This is a genomic window from Streptomyces sp. NPDC002853 (assembly GCF_053591915.1).
In genome coordinates this window covers 191,950-208,345 of sequence record NZ_JBSFUS010000006.1, presented here as the reverse complement: position 1 = coordinate 208,345, position 16,396 = coordinate 191,950, and the positions used below count along the sequence as shown (strand labels likewise).

Below are 16,396 nucleotides of genomic sequence, written 5' to 3'. Positions count from 1 at the left end.
CGTTGCGCGAGCTCACCACAAGCCCGAACGGCAAGGGGGCGACCCGCTGTGGACGCCAAGAGTGCACTGCGACTCCACCCATCGGCTCACGTGGACACCTTCGCCCGGGATCATCTCCCGCCGCCGGAGCAGTGGCCCGCGTTCGTCCACGACCGGCCCGAGCTGCACTACCCCGATCGCCTCAATTGCGGCGCCGAGCTCCTGGACCGCACGGTGGAGCGGTTCGGCGGCGACCGGCCCGCGTTTCGCGCGAGCTCCGGCGACGTGTGGACGTACGGCGAGCTGCGGCGCCACGTCGACCGGATCGCGCACGTCCTGACCGGCGAGCTCGACGTCCTGCCCGGCCAGCGCGTCCTGCTGCGCGGCCCGACGACCCCCTGGCTCGCCGCCTGCTGGCTCGCGGTGATGAAGGCGGGCGCGGTCGCCGTCACCGTCCTTGCCCAGCAGCGTCCGCACGAGCTGGCCACGATCTGTGAGATCGCCGAGGTCCGCCACGCCCTGTGCGACGCCCGTGCCGTGGACGACCTGATCAAGGCCGGGATTCCCGGGCTCAAGGTCACCACCTTCGGCGGAGACGCGGACGACGACCTGACGGCGCGCGCCGCCCGGCAGCCGGAGGTCTACGACCCCGTCGCCACCTCCGCCGACGACGTCGCCCTCATCGCCTTCACGTCCGGCACCACGGGCCGCCCCAAAGGCTGCATGCACTTCCACCGTGACGTGCTGGCCATCGCCGACACCTTCGCGCGCCACGTCCTGAAGCCGGGCCCCGACGACGTGTTCGCGGGCAGCCCGCCGCTGGGGTTCACCTTCGGGCTCGGCGGCCTCGTCATCTTCCCGCTGCGGGCCGGCGCCTCCTCGCTCCTGCTCGAACAGTCGGGGCCCAAGCAGCTGCTGCCCGCGGTGGCCGAGCATGGCGTGACGGTGCTCTTCACGGCGCCGACCGCCTACCGGGCGATGCTCGACGAGCTGGGCAAGCCGGACGCCCCGGACGTCTCCACCCTGCGGCGGTGCGTCTCCGCGGGCGAGAACCTGCCCGCCGCCACCTGGCGGGCCTGGCACGAGCGCACCGGGCATCGCATCATCAACGGCATCGGCGCCACGGAGCTCCTGCACATCTTCATCTCCGCCGCCGACGAGGCGATCCGCCCCGGCACCACGGGCCGCCCCGTCCCGGGCTGGCACGCGCGCGTGGTCGACGACTCGGGTGCTCCGGTGCCGGACGGCGAGCCCGGCCTGCTCGCCGTGCGCGGCCCTGTCGGCTGCCGGTATCTGGGCGACGAGCGGCAGCTTCAGTACGTACGCCACGGCTGGAACGTCACCGGCGACACCTATGTCCGCGACGCCGACGGCTATTTCACCTATGTGGCCCGCGCGGACGACATGATCATCTCGGCCGGGTACAACATCGCGGGACCGGAGGTCGAGGAGGCGCTCATGCGCCACCCCGACGTCCTGGAGACCGCCGTCGTGGGGCTCCCCGACGAGCTGCGCGGACAGAGAGTCGTCGCCTACGTCGTCCCGCGCGCGGGCACCGAACGGGATCCCGACCGGCTGCGCGAGTTCGTGAAGGGCGAGCTCGTTCCGTACAAGTGCCCGCGCGAGATCGTCTACCTGGACGCGCTGCCGCGCACCGCGACAGGCAAGCTGCAACGGTTCCGGCTGCGGGAGCCCGGGCCCGTAGAGTGATCACGTGTCCGAGCAGCACACTCCACGGTCCCTGATCGTCACCTTCTACGGCGCCTACGGGCGCGCGGCCCCCGGCCCGGTGCCCGTCGCCGAGCTGGTCAGGCTCCTCGCCCCGGTCGGCGTGGACGCCCCGTCCGTGCGCTCGTCCGTGTCCCGGCTCAAGCGGCGCGGGCTCCTTCTCCCGGCGCGGACGGCCGCGGGCGCGGCGGGGTACGCCCTGTCACCGGACGCGCGACAGCTCCTGGAGGACGGCGACCGGCGCATCTACGCCTCTCCTCCGGCCGCGCGGCAGGACGCCGGCTGGGTGCTGGCCGTCTTCTCGGTGCCGGAGTCCGAGCGCCAGAAGCGGCACGTGCTGCGCTCGCGTCTCGCCGGTCTCGGCTTCGGAACGGCCGCTCCGGGGGTGTGGATCGCCCCGGCGCACCTCTACGAGGAGACCCGGCACACCCTGCAGCGCCTTCAACTCGCCTCGTACGTCGACCTGTTCCGGGGCGAGCACCTGGGCTTCGCGGCGACGGCGGAGGCAGTGGCCCGCTGGTGGGACCTGTCCTCCATCGCCAAGGAGCACGAGGCCTTCCTCGACCGGCACGAGCCGGTGCTCCGGGCCTGGCAGGGGCGCACGGACACCCCGCCGGAGGAGGCGTACCGCGACTACCTCCTCGCCCTGGACTCCTGGCGCCGGCTGCCGTACGCGGACCCGGGCCTGCCGGGGGAACTCCTGCCGGACGGGTGGCCCGGCGACCGGTCCGCCGAGGTGTTCACGGCGCTCGACGGACGGCTGCGGGACGCGGGAGCGGGGTTCGTCAACTCCCCAGCTTGAGGCGCGGCTTGGGCGCGTCCGTACGCCCTGTCTGCGGGCGGCGACTGCCCGCACCGTACTGGAGGGGCCAGCTGACGCCCGGTCCCGCGTAGCCCTGCTCGGCCGCCGCGTGCAGGGTCCAGTGCGGGTCGTACAGATGCGGGCGTGCGAGCGCGCACAGGTCCGTACGGCCCGCCAGGATCAGTGAGTTGACGTCGTCCCAGGAGGAGATGGCGCCGACGGTGAGGACGGGGACGCCGGTTTCGTTGCGGATGCGGTCGGCGAACGGGGTCTGGTACGAACGGCCGTACGCGGGGCGCTCGTCGGAGACGACCTGGCCCGTGGAGACGTCGATCGCGTCGGCTCCGTGCGCGGCGAAGGCGCGGGCGATCTCGGCGGCGTCCTCCGCGGTCGTGCCGCCGTCGGCCCAGTCGGTGGCCGAGACGCGGACCGTCATGGGTTTACCTTCAGGCCACAACTCCCTGATGGCGTCGAAGACTTCGAGGGGGAAGCGCAGCCTGTTCTGCAGGGAGCCGCCGTACTCGTCCGTCCTGCGGTTGGTCAGCGGCGAGAGGAACCCGGACAGCAGATAGCCGTGCGCGCAGTGCAGTTCCAGGAGGTCGAAACCGCCGCGCTCGGCCCGCCGGGCCGCGTCGGTGAACTGCTCGCGGATCGCGGTGAGCCCGGCCCGGTCCAGCTCGTCGGGACGTTGGCTGTTCGCCTTGTACGGGAGGGGCGATGGCGCGACCAGCGGCCAGTTGCCCGCGTCGAGGGGTTCGTCGATGCCCTCCCACATCAGCTTCGTCGAGCCCTTGCGGCCCGAGTGTCCGAGCTGGACGCCGATCGCGGTGCCGGGCGCCTGTGCGTGCGCGAAGTCGGTGATCCGGCGCCAGGACTCGGCCTGTTCGTCGGTGTAGAGCCCGGCGCAGCCCGGCGTGATGCGGCCGTTCTCGCTGACGCACACCATCTCGGTCATGACCAGGCCCGCGCCGCCGAGCGCCCGCGCGCCCAGGTGGACGAGGTGGAAGTCGCCGGGGACGCCGTCCACGGCCGAGTACATGTCCATCGGGGACACGACCACGCGGTTGCGCAGGGTGAGGTCGCGCAGCCGGAAGGGCGTGAACATCGGCGGTGTACCGTCCGGGCAGCCGAACTCGCGCTCGACGGACTCGGTGAAGTGGGCGTCCCGCAGCCGGAGGTTGTCGTGGGTGACGCGGCGGCTTCGGGTGAGCAGGTTGAACGCGAACTGGCGCGGCGGCTGGCCGAGGTAGTCCGGGAGCCGTTCGAACCACTCCAGGCTCGCGCGGGCCGCGCGCTGCGTGGACTCGACGACGGGACGGCGCTCCGTCTCGTACGCGGCGAGGGCCTCGGGGATGCCGGGCTGCTCCTGGAGGCAGGCGGCCAGCGCGAGCGCGTCCTCGACGGCGAGCTTGGTGCCGGAGCCGATGGAGAAGTGGGCGGTGTGGGCGGCGTCGCCGAGCAGCACCGTATTGCCGTGCGACCAGCGCTTGTTGACGACCGTGCGGAAGTTGATCCAGGCGGACTTGTTGCCGCGCAGAGTCCGGCCGTCGAGCGCGTCGGCGAAGATCTTGGCGCAGCGTTCGGTCGACTCGCGCTCGTCGAGCTCCGCGAATCCGGCCGCCTCCCACACCTCTTCGCGCATCTCGACGATGACCGTCGACTCACCCGTCCCGGCAGTGGAGAACGGGTAGCCGTGCAGCTGCATCACACCGTGCTCGGTCTCGGCGATCTCGAAGCGGAAGGCCTCGAAGGCGAAGTCGGCGGCGAGCCAGATGTAGCGGCAGCGGTGCGTCTCGACGCTCGGCCCGAAGGCTTCGGCGTGCGCCTCGCGCGTGAGGCTGTGCACGCCGTCCGCCGCGATCACCAGGTCGTACGCGGCGGAGAGCTCGGCGGCGGGCGGCGCCTCGGCACGGAAGCGCAGGTCGACGCCGAGCTCCCGGCACCGCTCGTGCAGGATGCCCAGCAGCCTGCGGCGCCCCAGCGCGGCGAAGCCGTGCCCGCCGGAGGTGTGCCGGCTCCCCCGGTGCACGATGTCGATGTCGTCCCAGCGCACGAACTCGGCCTGCAGCGCGGCATAGACGACGGGGTCCGCGTGCTCGATGCCGCCGAGCGTCTCGTCCGAGAGGACGACCCCGAAGCCGAAGGTGTCGTCGGGGGCGTTGCGCTCCCAGACGGTGATCTCACGCTCCGGGTCGAGGCGCTTGAGCAGGGCCGCGGCGTAGAGCCCGCCGGGGCCGCCGCCGATGACGGCGATGCGGTGCGCCTCGGGCTGCGTGGGCGTGGGCACCCGGACGGCACCGGCCGCCTCGGCGGAGCTGCCCGGCCCGCCGTGCACGGACCGCGCGGCGGGAGCGGGTGCCTCGACGGGCACGGGCCGCTCCCCGGACGGGGGCCGCCCGTCGGCCGCACGCTGCTCGCCGGGCGGCGGCTCCTCGCCCCGCACGGGCAGCCCGCTCCCTCGCGTCTCGCCCATCTCAGCGCCCCTGCCACTTCGGCGGGCGCTTGTACTTGAACGCCGCGTGGAATTCCTTGTAGTCCTCGCCGTTCATCAGGAGGGCCTGGGTCGCCGCGTCCAGCTCTACGGCGGCGGAGAGGGGCATGTCGAGTTCGGAGGTGAGCAGCGCCTTGGTCTGCGCGTACGCGAGTGCGGGGCCGTCGGCGAGGCGGCGCGCGAGGGACTGTGCGGCCCCGGCCGCCTTGCCCTCGTCGGTCAGCTCGCTGATCAGGCCGATCCGTTCGGCCTCGGGAGCGCGCACCGGGTCGCCCAGCATCAGGATGCGGGTGGCGTGGCCGAGTCCGACGACGCGGGGCAGGAGGTAAGCCGCCCCCATGTCGCCGCCCGACAGGCCGACCCGCGTGAAGAGGAAGGAGAACCTTGCCGAGGGGTCCGCCACCCGGAAGTCCGAGGCGAGGGCGAGCACGGCGCCCGCGCCCGCGGCGACCCCGTGCACGGCGGTGACCACCGGGAAGGGGCACTCACGGATGGCGCGGACGACCTGTCCCGTCATGCGGTTGAAGTCGAGCAGCTGCGCGGTGTCCATGCCGAGGGTCGCGCCGATGATCTCGTCGACGTCACCGCCCGAGCAGAAGCCGCGCCCCTCGCCGCCGAGCACCAGGGCGCGTACGGACTTGTCGCGGGACAGCTCGGCCAGGAGATCGCGCAGGTCGGCGTAGGCCCCGAAGGTGAGCGCGTTCAGCTTGTCGGGGCGGGCGAGGGTGACCGTGGCGACCCCGTCGTCCACCTCGAAGCGCAGGTGCTGCCAGTCGGGGGTGCGGGGGGCGGAGCCGGTGAAGGGACTCATGGCGACGTGCGGCCTCCTCGGTAGGGGCGGCGGCGGTCCAGCTCTTGAAGTTCTCGCTGTCTCTCGAAGTTATCACTCATCCGTGACTGTCGTCACGAGCACGCGATACACGACGTTCGTCACAGGCCCCGAGGGGAACTTAAATCCCGCTATCCACGTCTTTTCACAGAGAGCCCCCCAGGGCCGGACGTCCCGGAAATGCCCGACCGTCGACCCTGTCGACATAGCGCTTAAGATTCGTACGGTTGAAAGCAGGATCGCCTGCTTCCCTGAACGGACCCGCCTTGCCAGAACCCTCCGCTCCCACCTCGTGGCGCATCGCGCTGCCGCACACCACCGCGGCAGTACCGATCGCCCGCGCGCTGGTGCGTACCGCACTCGCGGAGATCGAGTCGTCCGCCGACAGCGATACCGCCGAGCTGCTCACGGCCGAGCTGGTGGCCAACGCGGTGGAGCACACGTCGGGGCACGAGCCGATAGAGCTCGTCATCGAGCTCCTGCCGTCCGGCTGCCAGGTCGAGGTCCACGACTCGAACCCGCTGCCGCCCGGCGATCTCAGCGATCCCGCGCCGATGAGCGAGCCCGACCCCTGGCAGGAGCACGGGCGCGGCCTGCTCCTGATCCGCACCCTCAGCTCGTCCTGCGGTCACCGCCCGACCGGCTCCGGCAAGGCGGTCTGGTTCACGCTCCCCGCGGCGTAGCCGGCTCGGCCTCGGCCTCGGCGGCCTTGCCGAGCCGGGAGTGACGGCGCCCGTACAGCGCGTACACCAGGGAGCCGACGACCAGGAACACGGCGAACTGCACCCACGTCGTCCAGCCCGTCCCCCAGATCAGGTAGAGGCAGAAACCCACGCCCAGAACCGGGCTCACCGGGTACAGCGGCACCCGGAAGGTGCGCTTCAGCTCCGGCGCCGAGCGGCGCAGCGCGAGCACCGCGACATTCACCACGACCATGATCGCCAGGGTGCCGATGGTCGTCAGGTTGACCACCACGTCGAGCGACGAGAAGGCGGCGGGGACGGCGAAGACCGCGGCGACGATCCAGGTGTTGGCGACCGGCGTCGACGTCTTCGGCGACACCCGCTCGAAGACGCGCGGGATGAGCCCGTCGCGGGACATCGACATCAGGATGCGGGTCTGCCCGTACATCACGGCGAGGACGACGGACGCGATGGCCACGACGGCGCCGAAGGCGATGATGCCGCCGCCGACCGCCGAGTCGGTGACCTGGTCGACGACCAGCGAGAGCGCGGCGGGCTTGTCGGCGACCGCGTCGGCGCCCAGTGCGCCGATCGCCCCGATGGCGACGGCGACGTACAGCAGCGTGGCGACTCCGATGCAGATCAGGATGGCGATCGGGATGTTGCGGCGGGGGTTCTTGACCTCTTCGCCCGCCGTGGTGATCGCGTCGAAGCCGATGAACGAGAAGAAGGCGAGCGAGGCGCCCGCGGTGATGCCCGAGGCTCCGGCGCCCGCGAAGGGGGTGAGGTTGCCGGCCTTGAACGCGGTGAACGCGATCGCGAGGAACAGCAGCAGGATGCCGATCTTGAGCATGGCCATGGCGGCCGTTGCCCGCGCGCTCTCGCGGATGCCGCGTACGAGCAGTACGGCGGCCAGCAGGATCACGACGACGGCGGGCAGGTTCACGACGCCGCCCTCGCCGGGTCCGGCGGAGAGCGCGTCGGGCAGGTGCCAGCCGGTGAGGCTTTCGAGCAGCTCGTTCAGGTACTGGCTCCAGCCCACCGCCACGGCGGACACGGAGACGCCGTACTCCAGGAGCAGGCACCACCCGACGAGGAACGCGGTGCGCTCGCCGAGCGAGGCGTAGGCGAAGGAGTACGAGCTGCCGGAGACCGGGATCGCGCCGCCCAGCTCGGCGAACGAGAAGGCGGTGAAGATGCAGGTGACGGCGGCCAGGAAGTACGAGACGGCGACCGCGGGGCCCGCCTCGGCGACGCTGTCGGAAAGGCCGACGAAGATGCCGGTGCCGACGATCGCGCCGACGCCGAAGCACACGAGCTGGAAGAGCCCCATGGTGCGCTTGAGGCCGTGGCCTTCCAGGTCGGCGCCCGATTCGGCGACGAGGAGTTCGGGGGACTTGATGCGGAGTCCTGCCGGACCGGTCGAGCGCATGCGGTGGTTCTCATTTCGGTGGTGCTGGGTCGCGGCTGGGGTGTGCCGCAAAGAAGCGGGGCCGGGGGAAGGTGTTCCCCGGCCCCACCAGTGTGAGCGTGCTGTGACGCGTTCAGGCGAGTGTGGCCACGAGGACGGCCTTGATCGTGTGGAGCCTGTTCTCCGCCTCGTCGAAGACGACGGAGTGCGCCGACTCGAAGACCTCGTCGGTGACCTCGAGAGAGCTTAGACCGTGCCGGGCGTGGATCTCGCGGCCGACCTTCGTGCCCAGGTCGTGGAAGGCGGGGAGGCAGTGCATGAACTTCACGTCGGCGTTGCCCGTGGCGCGCAGGACGTCCATGGTCACGGCGTACGGCCCGAGCGCCGCTATGCGCTCGTCCCAGACCTCCTTGGGCTCACCCATGGACACCCAGACGTCGGTCACGACGAAGTCCGCGCCGGCGACGCCCTCGGCGACGTCCTCGCTGAGCGTGATGCGCGCGCCGCTGCCCTCGGCGAGCTTGCGTGCCTGGGCGACGACCTCGTCGGCGGGCCAGTAGGCCTTGGGGGCGACGATGCGGACGTCCATGCCGAGGAGCGCCGCGGTGATCAGGTACGAGTTGCCCATGTTGAGACGGGCGTCACCTAGGTAGGCGAAGGCGATCTCGGTGAGGGGCTTCGCGCTGTGCTCGGTCATCGTGAGCATGTCGGCGAGCATCTGGGTGGGGTGCCAGTCGTCGGTCAGGCCGTTGTAGACGGGCACGCCCGCGTGGGCGCCGAGCTCCTCGACCGTGGACTGCGCGTCACCGCGGAACTCGATGGCGTCGAACATCCGGCCGAGCACCCGGGCGGTGTCCTTCACGGACTCCTTGCTGCCGATGTGGGATCCGGCCGGGTCGAGGTAGGTCGTCGACGCACCCTGGTCGGCGGCGGCCACCTCGAAGGAGCAGCGCGTCCGCGTGGAGGACTTCTCGAAGATCAGCGCGATGTTCTTGCCGCGCAGGCTCTGCGTCTCGGTCCCCGCCTTCTTGGCCGCCTTCAGCTCGGCGGCAAGATCGATCAGGCCGCGGAACTCCTCGGCGGTGAAGTCCAGCTCCTTCAGGAAGTGGCGGCCGGTGAGGTCGATGGCCATGATGGCGCTCCAGGGGTACGCGTAAGGGGACACTGGAAGTCTATACGACGCTCCACATTTCTATACAGTCCCCATTCTCGCGCGGGCCCGGCCGTCCCGCACGGGCTGCTGCCGCGCACCCCACCCGAACATCTGCCGCGCACCCGCTCAGTCGACGGCATCCCGCTGCACCGGGCAGCTCATGCACCGCGGACCGCCCCGGCCCCGCCCCAGCTCGCTGCCCCGGATCTCGATCACCTCGATGCCCTCCTTGCGCAGATGCGTGTTCGTGGTCGAGTTCCTCTCGTACGCCACGACGACGCCCGGCTCGACCGCCAGCACGTTGCAGCCGTCGTCCCACTGCTCCCGCTCGGCCGCGTGCACGTCCTGCGTGGCGGTGAGGACCCGGATACCGGGCAGCCCGAGAGCCGCCGCGATCGCCCGGTGCATGTGCTCGGGCGGATGGTCGGTGACCTTCAGCTCCCGCCCGTCGACGCCCGGCTCGATGGTGTACGAGCGCAGCATGCCCAGGCCCGCGTACTGCGTGAAGGTGTCGCTGTCGACCATCGTCATCACCGTGTCGAGATGCATGAACGCGCGTCTCTTCGGCATGTCCAGGGCCACGATCGTCTGCGCGGAGCCCGCCGCGAAGAGCTTGTGCGCGAGCATCTCGACGGCCTGCGGCGTGGTGCGTTCGCTCATGCCGATGAGGACCGCGCCCCGGCCGATCACCAGGACGTCGCCGCCCTCGATGGTGGAGGGGTAGTCCGACTGCCCCCGGGACCACGTGTGGAATTCCTCGGCCCGGAAGAGCGGGTGGTGCTGGTAGATCGCCTCGAAGTGCACGGTCTCGCGCTGCCGCGCGGGCCAGCGCATCGCGTTGATGGAGACGCCGTCGTATATCCACGCCGAGGTGTCGCGCGTGAAGAGGTGGTTGGGCAGCGGACCGAGCAGGAAGTCGTCCAGGTCCATGCAGTGGAAACGCACGGACGTCGGCTCGGGATGGCGCTCCAGGAACTCCCGCTTCGTCATCCCGCCGATCAGCGCTTCGGCGAGCTCGGCGGACGGCAACGTCTCGAAGGCGGCCCGCAGATGGTCCGTCGCCAGCGGGCCGTACTCCTTCTCGTCGAAGACCCGGTCGAGCACGAGCAGGCGCGCCCCGGGCACGTCCATCGCCTCGGTCAGCAGGTCGCCGAAGAGGTGGACGGCCACCCCGCGGTCACGCAGCACGTCGGCGAATCCGTCATGTTCCTGGCGCGCCCTGCGGACCCACAGGACGTCGTCGAAGAGCAACGCGTCCTTGTTGGTCGGCGTGAGCCGCTTGAGCTCCAGATCAGGGCGGTGCAGGATCACGCGGCGCAGCCGCCCGGCCTCGGAGTCGACATGGAATCCCATGGGGTCCATCTTTCCCCTGCCGGACGGCCGACGCCCGCTGTTGGCCAAAGGAGGCCCGCTGTCTCCCAGAGCCGCGGGCTGTCTCCCAGAGCCGCGGGCTGTCTCCTAGAGCCGCGGGTCCACCGGTTCCGACTCCAGGGCCAGGACCGCGAACACCGCCTCGTGCACGCGCCACAGCGGTTCGCCGGCCGCGAGGCGGTCCAGGGCCTCGAGGCCGAGGGCGTACTCACGGATCGCCAGCGAGCGCTTGTGGCCCAGGAACCGGTTGCGCAGCTTGTCGAGGTGGTCGGGGCGGGTGTACTCGGGGCCGTAGATGATCCGGAGGTACTCGCGGCCGCGGCACTTGATGCCGGGCTGCACGATCCTGCCCTTCGCGTCCCTGACCAGCGCCTCGACCGGCTTGACGACCATGCCCTCGCCGCCGCGGCTGGTCATCTCCAGCCACCAGTCGATGCCTGCCTGGACCGATGCCTCGTCTCCCGTGTCGACATAGAGCCGCCGGGTGGTCTGCAGCAGTCCGGTGCCGTCGTGCTCCACCATGCGGTCGATCAGGCCGAGCTGTTCGTCGTGCGGGAGAGCGGCGAGGCTGCGGCCCTGGACGGCCAGGATCTGGAACGGCGCGAGACGCACGCCCTCCAGGCCCTCGGTCGGCCAGCAGTAGCGGCGGTAGGCGTCCGTGAACGCGGCTGCGTCCACGGCTCGTTCCCGCTGCTTCGCCAGGAGCCCTCCGGTGTCCACGCCGCGGGCCGTCGCCGCTTCCAGGGCGGCGATCGCACCGGGGAAGACGGCTCGGGACGCGGCGCCCACAGCCGCGTACTGGGTACGGAGCAGGCCGGAGGCCTTCAGCGACCAGGGCATCAACTCCGCGTCGAGCAGCAGCCAGTCCGTGTCGAGCTCCTGCCACAGGCCCGCCTCGGTGACGGCGGCGCGCAGCCGCCCGAGTATCTCCTCGGTGACCTTCGCGTCGTCCAGGAAGGGGCGGCCTGTGCGGGTGCAGAGCGAGCCGGTCGGACCGTCCACGCCGAAGCGCTCGCGGGCCACGTCCGCGTCACGGCACACCAGGGCCACGGCGCGCGAGCCCATGTGCTTCTCCTCGCACACGACCCTGCCGACTCCGTCACCGGCGTACGACGCGAAGGCCTCCGCCGGGTGCTCCAGGTAGCCCTCACGCTGCGATGTCGCGGTGGGCGCCATCGTCGGCGGGAGGTACGGAAGGAGCCGCGGGTCGACGGCGAACCGGCTCATGACCTCGAGGGCCGCCGCCGCGTTCTCCTCGCGCACCGCGACACGTCCCGCGTGCCGTGTCTCCACGGCGCGGCGGCCGTGCACGTCGTTCAGGTCGAGCGGGCGCCCGTCGTGACCGCCGGGCGCCTCGGTGCGCAGCGGCTTGGCCGGTTCGTACCAGACCCGCTCCGCCGGTACGTCGACCAGTTCGCGCTCCGGCCAGCGCAGCGCGGTGAGGCTGCCGCCGAAGACGGCACCGGTGTCCAGGCAGATGGTGTTGTTCAGCCAGGTCGCGGTCGGCACGGGGGTGTGGCCGTAGACCACGGCGGCGCTGCCGCGATAGTCCTCCGCCCACGGATAGCGCACGGGCAGCCCGAACTCGTCGGTCTCGCCGGTCGTGTCGCCGTACAGCGCGTGCGAGCGCACCCGGCCCGACGTACGCCCGTGGTACTTCTCGGGCAGGCCCGCGTGGCAGACGACGAGTTTGCCCCGGTCCAGGACGTAGTGCGAGACGAGGCCGTCCACGAACGTTCTTACGCTCGCGCGGAACTCCTCGCTCTCGGCCTCCAACTGTTCGACGGTCTCGGCGAGTCCGTGGGTGTGCTGGACCTTGCGGCCCTTGAGGTAACGGCTGAGCTTGTTCTCGTGGTTGCCCGGTACGCACAGGGCGGTGCCCTCGCCGACCATCGACATCACGCGGCGCAGCACGCCCGGGGAGTCCGGGCCGCGGTCGACGAGGTCGCCGACGAACACGGCCGTACGCCCCTCGGGGTGCGTGCCGTCGACGTAGCCGAGCTTGCCGAGCAGGGTCTCCAGCTCGGAGGCGCAGCCGTGGATGTCGCCGATGATGTCGAAGGGGCCGGTGAGGTGCGAGAGGTCGTTGTAGCGCTTCTCGGTGACGATGGTGGCGAGGTCGACCTCCTCCACACCCCTGAGGACGTGGACCTTCCTGAACCCTTCGCGCTCCAAGTGCTTGAGCGAGCGCCGCAGTTCACGCTGGTGGCGCTGGATGACGCGGCGGGGCATGCCCGCCCGGTCGGCGCGCTGTGCGTTGCGCGCGGCGCAGACCTCCTCGGGCACGTCCAGGACGATGGCGATGGGCAGGACGTCGTACTGCCTGGCGAGGTCGATCAGCTGCTTGCGGCTCTCGCTCTGCACGTTCGTCGCGTCGACGACGGTGCGCCGGCCCGCGGCGAGGCGCTTGCCCGCGATGTAGTGCAGCACGTCGAAGGCGTCGCCGCTCGCGCCCTGGTCGTTCTCGTCGTCGGCGACGAGGCCGCGGCAGAAGTCGCTGGAGAGCACCTCGGTGGGCTTGAAGTGCCTGCGGCCGAAGGTGGACTTGCCGGAGCCGGTGGCGCCGACGAGGACGACGAGGGAGAGGTCGGTGACGGGCAGCACGCGTCCCGCGTGAGCGGCTTCCGTGCTGGTGCCGGCGCCGGGACGGTTGGTGTTGGCGTTGCCGCTGCTGTTACTGGTTTCGTTCGTCATGCCGCCCGCACCTCCTTCGCGTTCTTGTCGGTCCTGTCGGTCCTGTCGGCCTTGTCGGTCTGGGTGAAGACGGCCATCTGAGTCGGCGGCCCCACCTCGGGGTCGTCGTCCCCGACGGGCACGAACCCCACGGCGTACCCGTGCCGTTCGGCCACCTGCCCGGCCCACCCCCGGAACTCCTCGCGCGTCCACTCGAACCGGTGGTCGCCGTGCCGGACATGCCCGGCTGGCAGCGTCTCCCAGCGGACGTTGTACTCGACGTTCGGCGTCGTCACGAGCACGGTGCGCGGCCGCGCGGAACCGAACACCGCGTACTCGAGGGCGGGCAGCCGCTCCTCGTCGAGGTGCTCGATGACCTCGCTGAGCACAGCGGCGTCATACCCCTTGAGCCGCTTGTCGGTGTACGCGAGCGAGCCCTGGAAGAGCTTGACGCGCTCGGCCTGTCGCTCGCCCATGCGGTCGAGCTTCAGCCGCCGCGAGGCGATGGTCAGCGCCCGCATCGACACATCGACACCGGCGATCTCGGTGAACCGGGTGTCCTTGAGCAACGCCTGCACCAACTGGCCCTGCCCGCACCCGAGGTCGAGCACCCGCCCTGCCCCGGCCGCCTCCAGCGCCGCGAGTATCGCCTCACGTCGCAGCACGGCGAGCGGCACGGTCTTGTCCGCGCCCTCCTCGGCATCCGGATCGGCGCTCTCGTCGTCGACCGCGTTGTCGAGGTCGTCGACGTCCGTGTCGTCCGCGTCGGCAAGCCGCACCAGTTCGAGCCGATGCATGGCCTCCCTGGTCAGCGACCAGCGCCGCGCCAGATAGCGGCTGGTGATGACCTTCTGCTCCGGGTGGTCCGCGAGCCAGCCCTCACCGGCACGCAGCAGCTTGTCGACCTCGTCCGACGAGACCCAGTAGTGCTTGGCGTCGTCGAGGACCGGAAGAAGGACATAGAGGTGCCGGAGCGCCTCCCCGAGGGTCAACTTCCCGTCGGGCACGTCGAGTACGAGGTGGACGTACCGCGAGTCGCCCCACTCGGGGAACTGCTCGTCCAGCGGCACCCGCGTCACCGTGACCGTCCAGCCCAGCGGCTCGAACAGCTTGCGCACCAGGTCCGCGCCGCCACGCGCCGGCAGCGCCGGCACCTCGACGTGCAGCGGCAGCGGCTGCCCGGCCCGCTCGGGCCTCGCGTTGCACACCCCGCGCATGGCACTGGAGAACACCGCGCTGAGCGCAACGGCGAGCAGCGACGAAGCGGCGTAGGGCCGGTCGTTCACATACTGGGCGAGCGCCGCATCAGGTGCCCCGCCCCGCCCCTTGCCCTTGCCCCGCCGCACCAGCGCCACGGGGTCCACCTCGAGCAGCAGCGCGGCGGTGCAGCGCTCCACGGACGCCTCGGGGTACAGGACGTGCGCGGTGCCGTACGACGTGGAGAACCGCTGCGCTTTGTCGGGATGCTTGTGCAGCAGGAATCCGAGGTCGGTCGCGGGGCTCTCAGGGGTACCGGAGGTACTGATCGTCAGGAACACGGGTATGCCTCGAAACGCAATCTGAACTGCGGAAACTTACGGGTTGCGGCTCCAGCGCGCCTCTAGACCGTACAGCGAACATCACTGACTCACTCAGGGGTTTTCGCCGCCCTCGTGGTCCGTCAGCCCTCCGCCCAGCCGTGGCTCCTGCCGTGCTGCACCAGTTGCTCGCGGAGCTGTTTGATCTGCTCCCCGGTCATCCACGGAGCCGTCTCCAGGAGCAGCTCGGTCACCTCGAACGAGTACTCCGCGACGCTGAGCACATCGCAGGTCGGCTCCTCACCGTCGTCGAACCCGACGGCCGACGCCTGGACGGACGGCGGCACCTGGGCCCTGCCGCCCGCGAACGGCGCCGGCGTCTGCGCCTGCGCCCCCGCGGGGAGCCGGACGGAAGACGCCTTGGGCCCGCGCTCACCCTCCTCGATCTCGAACTCGACCCGCGCCCCCGGGTGCACCAAGGGCTCCGGGATGAGCAGGTCGTTGGCGTGCAGGAACACGTCTTCCCCACCGTGCTCCGGGGCGATGAACCCATACCCCCGCGCGCCGTCGAACCGGACAACTCTGCCAGCGACCATCTCGACCCCAACCCCTGCCCCGACACCGTCCCCGGGCCCCTCGCCCGGACAGCCAGTGCCGAAGCCTAGCCTCCGGCTCCCCGCGCCACACGGCCGAGCGGCTCCTCAGGCAGCTGAGGGGACGAGCCGCAACACGGCCTGCGGGCGACTGAACCCGAATCGGGCGTCCGGGCAAAATGGCTGCATGGACCTTCGAATCTTCACCGAACCGCAGCAGGGTGCGACCTACGAGACGCTTCTCCGCGTCGCCAAGGCCACCGACGACCTCGGCTACAGCGCGTTCTTCCGCTCCGACCACTACCTCGTGATGGGCTCCTCCGACGGTCTTCCCGGCCCGACGGACGCCTGGATCACCCTCGCCGGACTTGCCCGTGAGACCCGGCGGATCCGGCTCGGCACCCTGATGACCGCGGGCACCTTCCGGCTGCCCGGCGTCCTCGCGATCCAGGTCGCGCAGGTCGACCAGATGTCGGGCGGCCGCATCGAGCTCGGCCTCGGATCGGGGTGGTACGAGGCCGAGCACTCCGCGTACGGAATCCCCTTCCCGAAGGAGAAGTTCGGTCGCCTGGAGGAACAACTCGCCATCGTCACCGGCCTGTGGAACACCCCGGTCGGCGAGCGCTTCACCTTTGACGGGACCTACTACCAGCTCTCCGATTCCCCCGCCCTTCCCAAGCCCGCGCAGCCCAGCGTGCCCGTACTCATCGGCGGCCACGGCGCCAAGCGGACGCCCGCCCTCGCGGCCCGCTACGCGAGCGAGTTCAACATTCCCTTTGCCTCTCTCGCCGATACCGAGCAGCAGTTCAAGCGCGTGCGCGCCGCCGCGGAGGAGATCGGCCGCAACGCGGACGACCTGACCTACTCCAACGCCCTGGTGGCCTGCGTCGGGAAGACGGACGCGGAGGTGAAGCGCCGTGCCGACGCGATCGGACGCGACGTGGAGGACCTGAAGGCGAACGGGCTCGCGGGCTCCCCGGCCGAGGTCGTGGAGAGGATCGCCGCTTACCAGGCCGTCGGCTCGCAGCGCATGTACCTCCAGATCCTCGACCTGGACGACGTCGACCACCTGGAGCTGATCTCCTCGCAGGTCATGTCTCAGCTGACCTGACCGCGCCTCGGCCGCCCCGCGGCCCGGCCGTGCCGGTGGAGTCGATCCTTGCCGC

General features: G+C 71.1%; 12 protein-coding genes. 4 read left to right on the top strand and 8 right to left on the bottom strand.

The annotated features are described in order from the left end of the window. The first annotated feature begins 48 nt into the window (after positions 1-48). Both ACWD02_RS18115 and ACWD02_RS18110 read left to right on the top strand, forming a co-directional pair. Positions 49-1,689, top strand: coding sequence for an AMP-binding protein (locus ACWD02_RS18115; RefSeq protein WP_451211234.1), 1,641 nt, complete (start codon positions 49-51; stop codon positions 1,687-1,689). Positions 1,690-1,693: 4 nt separating this feature from the next. Next, positions 1,694-2,509: a PaaX family transcriptional regulator gene (locus ACWD02_RS18110; RefSeq protein WP_451211231.1), complete on the top strand. Its 816-nt coding sequence runs from the start codon at positions 1,694-1,696 to the stop codon at positions 2,507-2,509. Here ACWD02_RS18110 and ACWD02_RS18105 read toward each other — a convergent pair. Both ACWD02_RS18105 and ACWD02_RS18100 read right to left on the bottom strand, forming a co-directional pair. Beyond that, complete coding sequence (locus tag ACWD02_RS18105; protein ID WP_451211228.1) at positions 2,493-4,982, bottom strand: bifunctional salicylyl-CoA 5-hydroxylase/oxidoreductase; 2,490 nt, start codon at positions 4,980-4,982, stop codon at positions 2,493-2,495. The two genes, ACWD02_RS18110 and ACWD02_RS18105, sit on opposite strands and share 17 nt — an antisense overlap. 1 nt (position 4,983) lies before the next feature. After that, positions 4,984-5,811: an enoyl-CoA hydratase family protein gene (locus ACWD02_RS18100; RefSeq protein WP_451211225.1), complete on the bottom strand. Its 828-nt coding sequence runs from the start codon at positions 5,809-5,811 to the stop codon at positions 4,984-4,986. A 269-nt stretch (positions 5,812-6,080) separates the two neighbouring features. On the opposite strand from ACWD02_RS18100, the gene ACWD02_RS18095 reads away from it, so the two are divergent. After that, positions 6,081-6,512, top strand: coding sequence for an ATP-binding protein (locus ACWD02_RS18095; RefSeq protein ID WP_451212039.1), 432 nt, complete (start codon positions 6,081-6,083; stop codon positions 6,510-6,512). Here ACWD02_RS18095 and ACWD02_RS18090 read toward each other — a convergent pair. The 6 genes from ACWD02_RS18090 to ACWD02_RS18065 all read right to left on the bottom strand — a co-directional run bounded on the left by ACWD02_RS18090 (position 6,493) and on the right by ACWD02_RS18065 (position 15,233). Then, the gene (locus ACWD02_RS18090) at positions 6,493-7,944 is read right to left on the bottom strand and encodes an amino acid permease (protein ID WP_451211223.1); all 1,452 of its coding nucleotides are present in this window, start codon (positions 7,942-7,944) and stop codon (positions 6,493-6,495) included. The two genes, ACWD02_RS18095 and ACWD02_RS18090, sit on opposite strands and share 20 nt — an antisense overlap. A gap of 112 nt (positions 7,945-8,056) precedes the next feature. Then, entirely contained in the window at positions 8,057-9,055 is a 999-nt protein-coding gene (gene argF, locus ACWD02_RS18085) for an ornithine carbamoyltransferase (RefSeq protein WP_451211220.1), read from the bottom strand. Positions 9,056-9,202: 147 nt separating this feature from the next. Continuing rightward, positions 9,203-10,429: an arginine deiminase gene (locus ACWD02_RS18080; protein ID WP_451211218.1), complete on the bottom strand. Its 1,227-nt coding sequence runs from the start codon at positions 10,427-10,429 to the stop codon at positions 9,203-9,205. Positions 10,430-10,534: 105 nt separating this feature from the next. Further along, complete coding sequence (locus ACWD02_RS18075) at positions 10,535-13,141, bottom strand: polynucleotide kinase-phosphatase (protein WP_451211215.1); 2,607 nt, start codon at positions 13,139-13,141, stop codon at positions 10,535-10,537. Then, complete coding sequence (locus ACWD02_RS18070) at positions 13,138-14,658, bottom strand: 3' terminal RNA ribose 2'-O-methyltransferase Hen1 (protein WP_451211212.1); 1,521 nt, start codon at positions 14,656-14,658, stop codon at positions 13,138-13,140. Before ACWD02_RS18070 ends, ACWD02_RS18075 begins: the two co-directional genes overlap by 4 nt. Positions 14,659-14,780: 122 nt before the next feature. Continuing rightward, a complete protein-coding gene (locus ACWD02_RS18065) occupies positions 14,781-15,233 on the bottom strand; it encodes a cold-shock protein (protein ID WP_451211209.1) in 453 nt (150 codons plus the stop codon). Positions 15,234-15,417: 184 nt separating this feature from the next. Here ACWD02_RS18065 and ACWD02_RS18060 point away from each other — a divergent pair, with 184 nt between their 5' ends. Then, positions 15,418-16,341: an LLM class F420-dependent oxidoreductase gene (locus ACWD02_RS18060; RefSeq protein WP_451211206.1), complete on the top strand. Its 924-nt coding sequence runs from the start codon at positions 15,418-15,420 to the stop codon at positions 16,339-16,341. Positions 16,342-16,396: the final 55 nt, after the last annotated feature.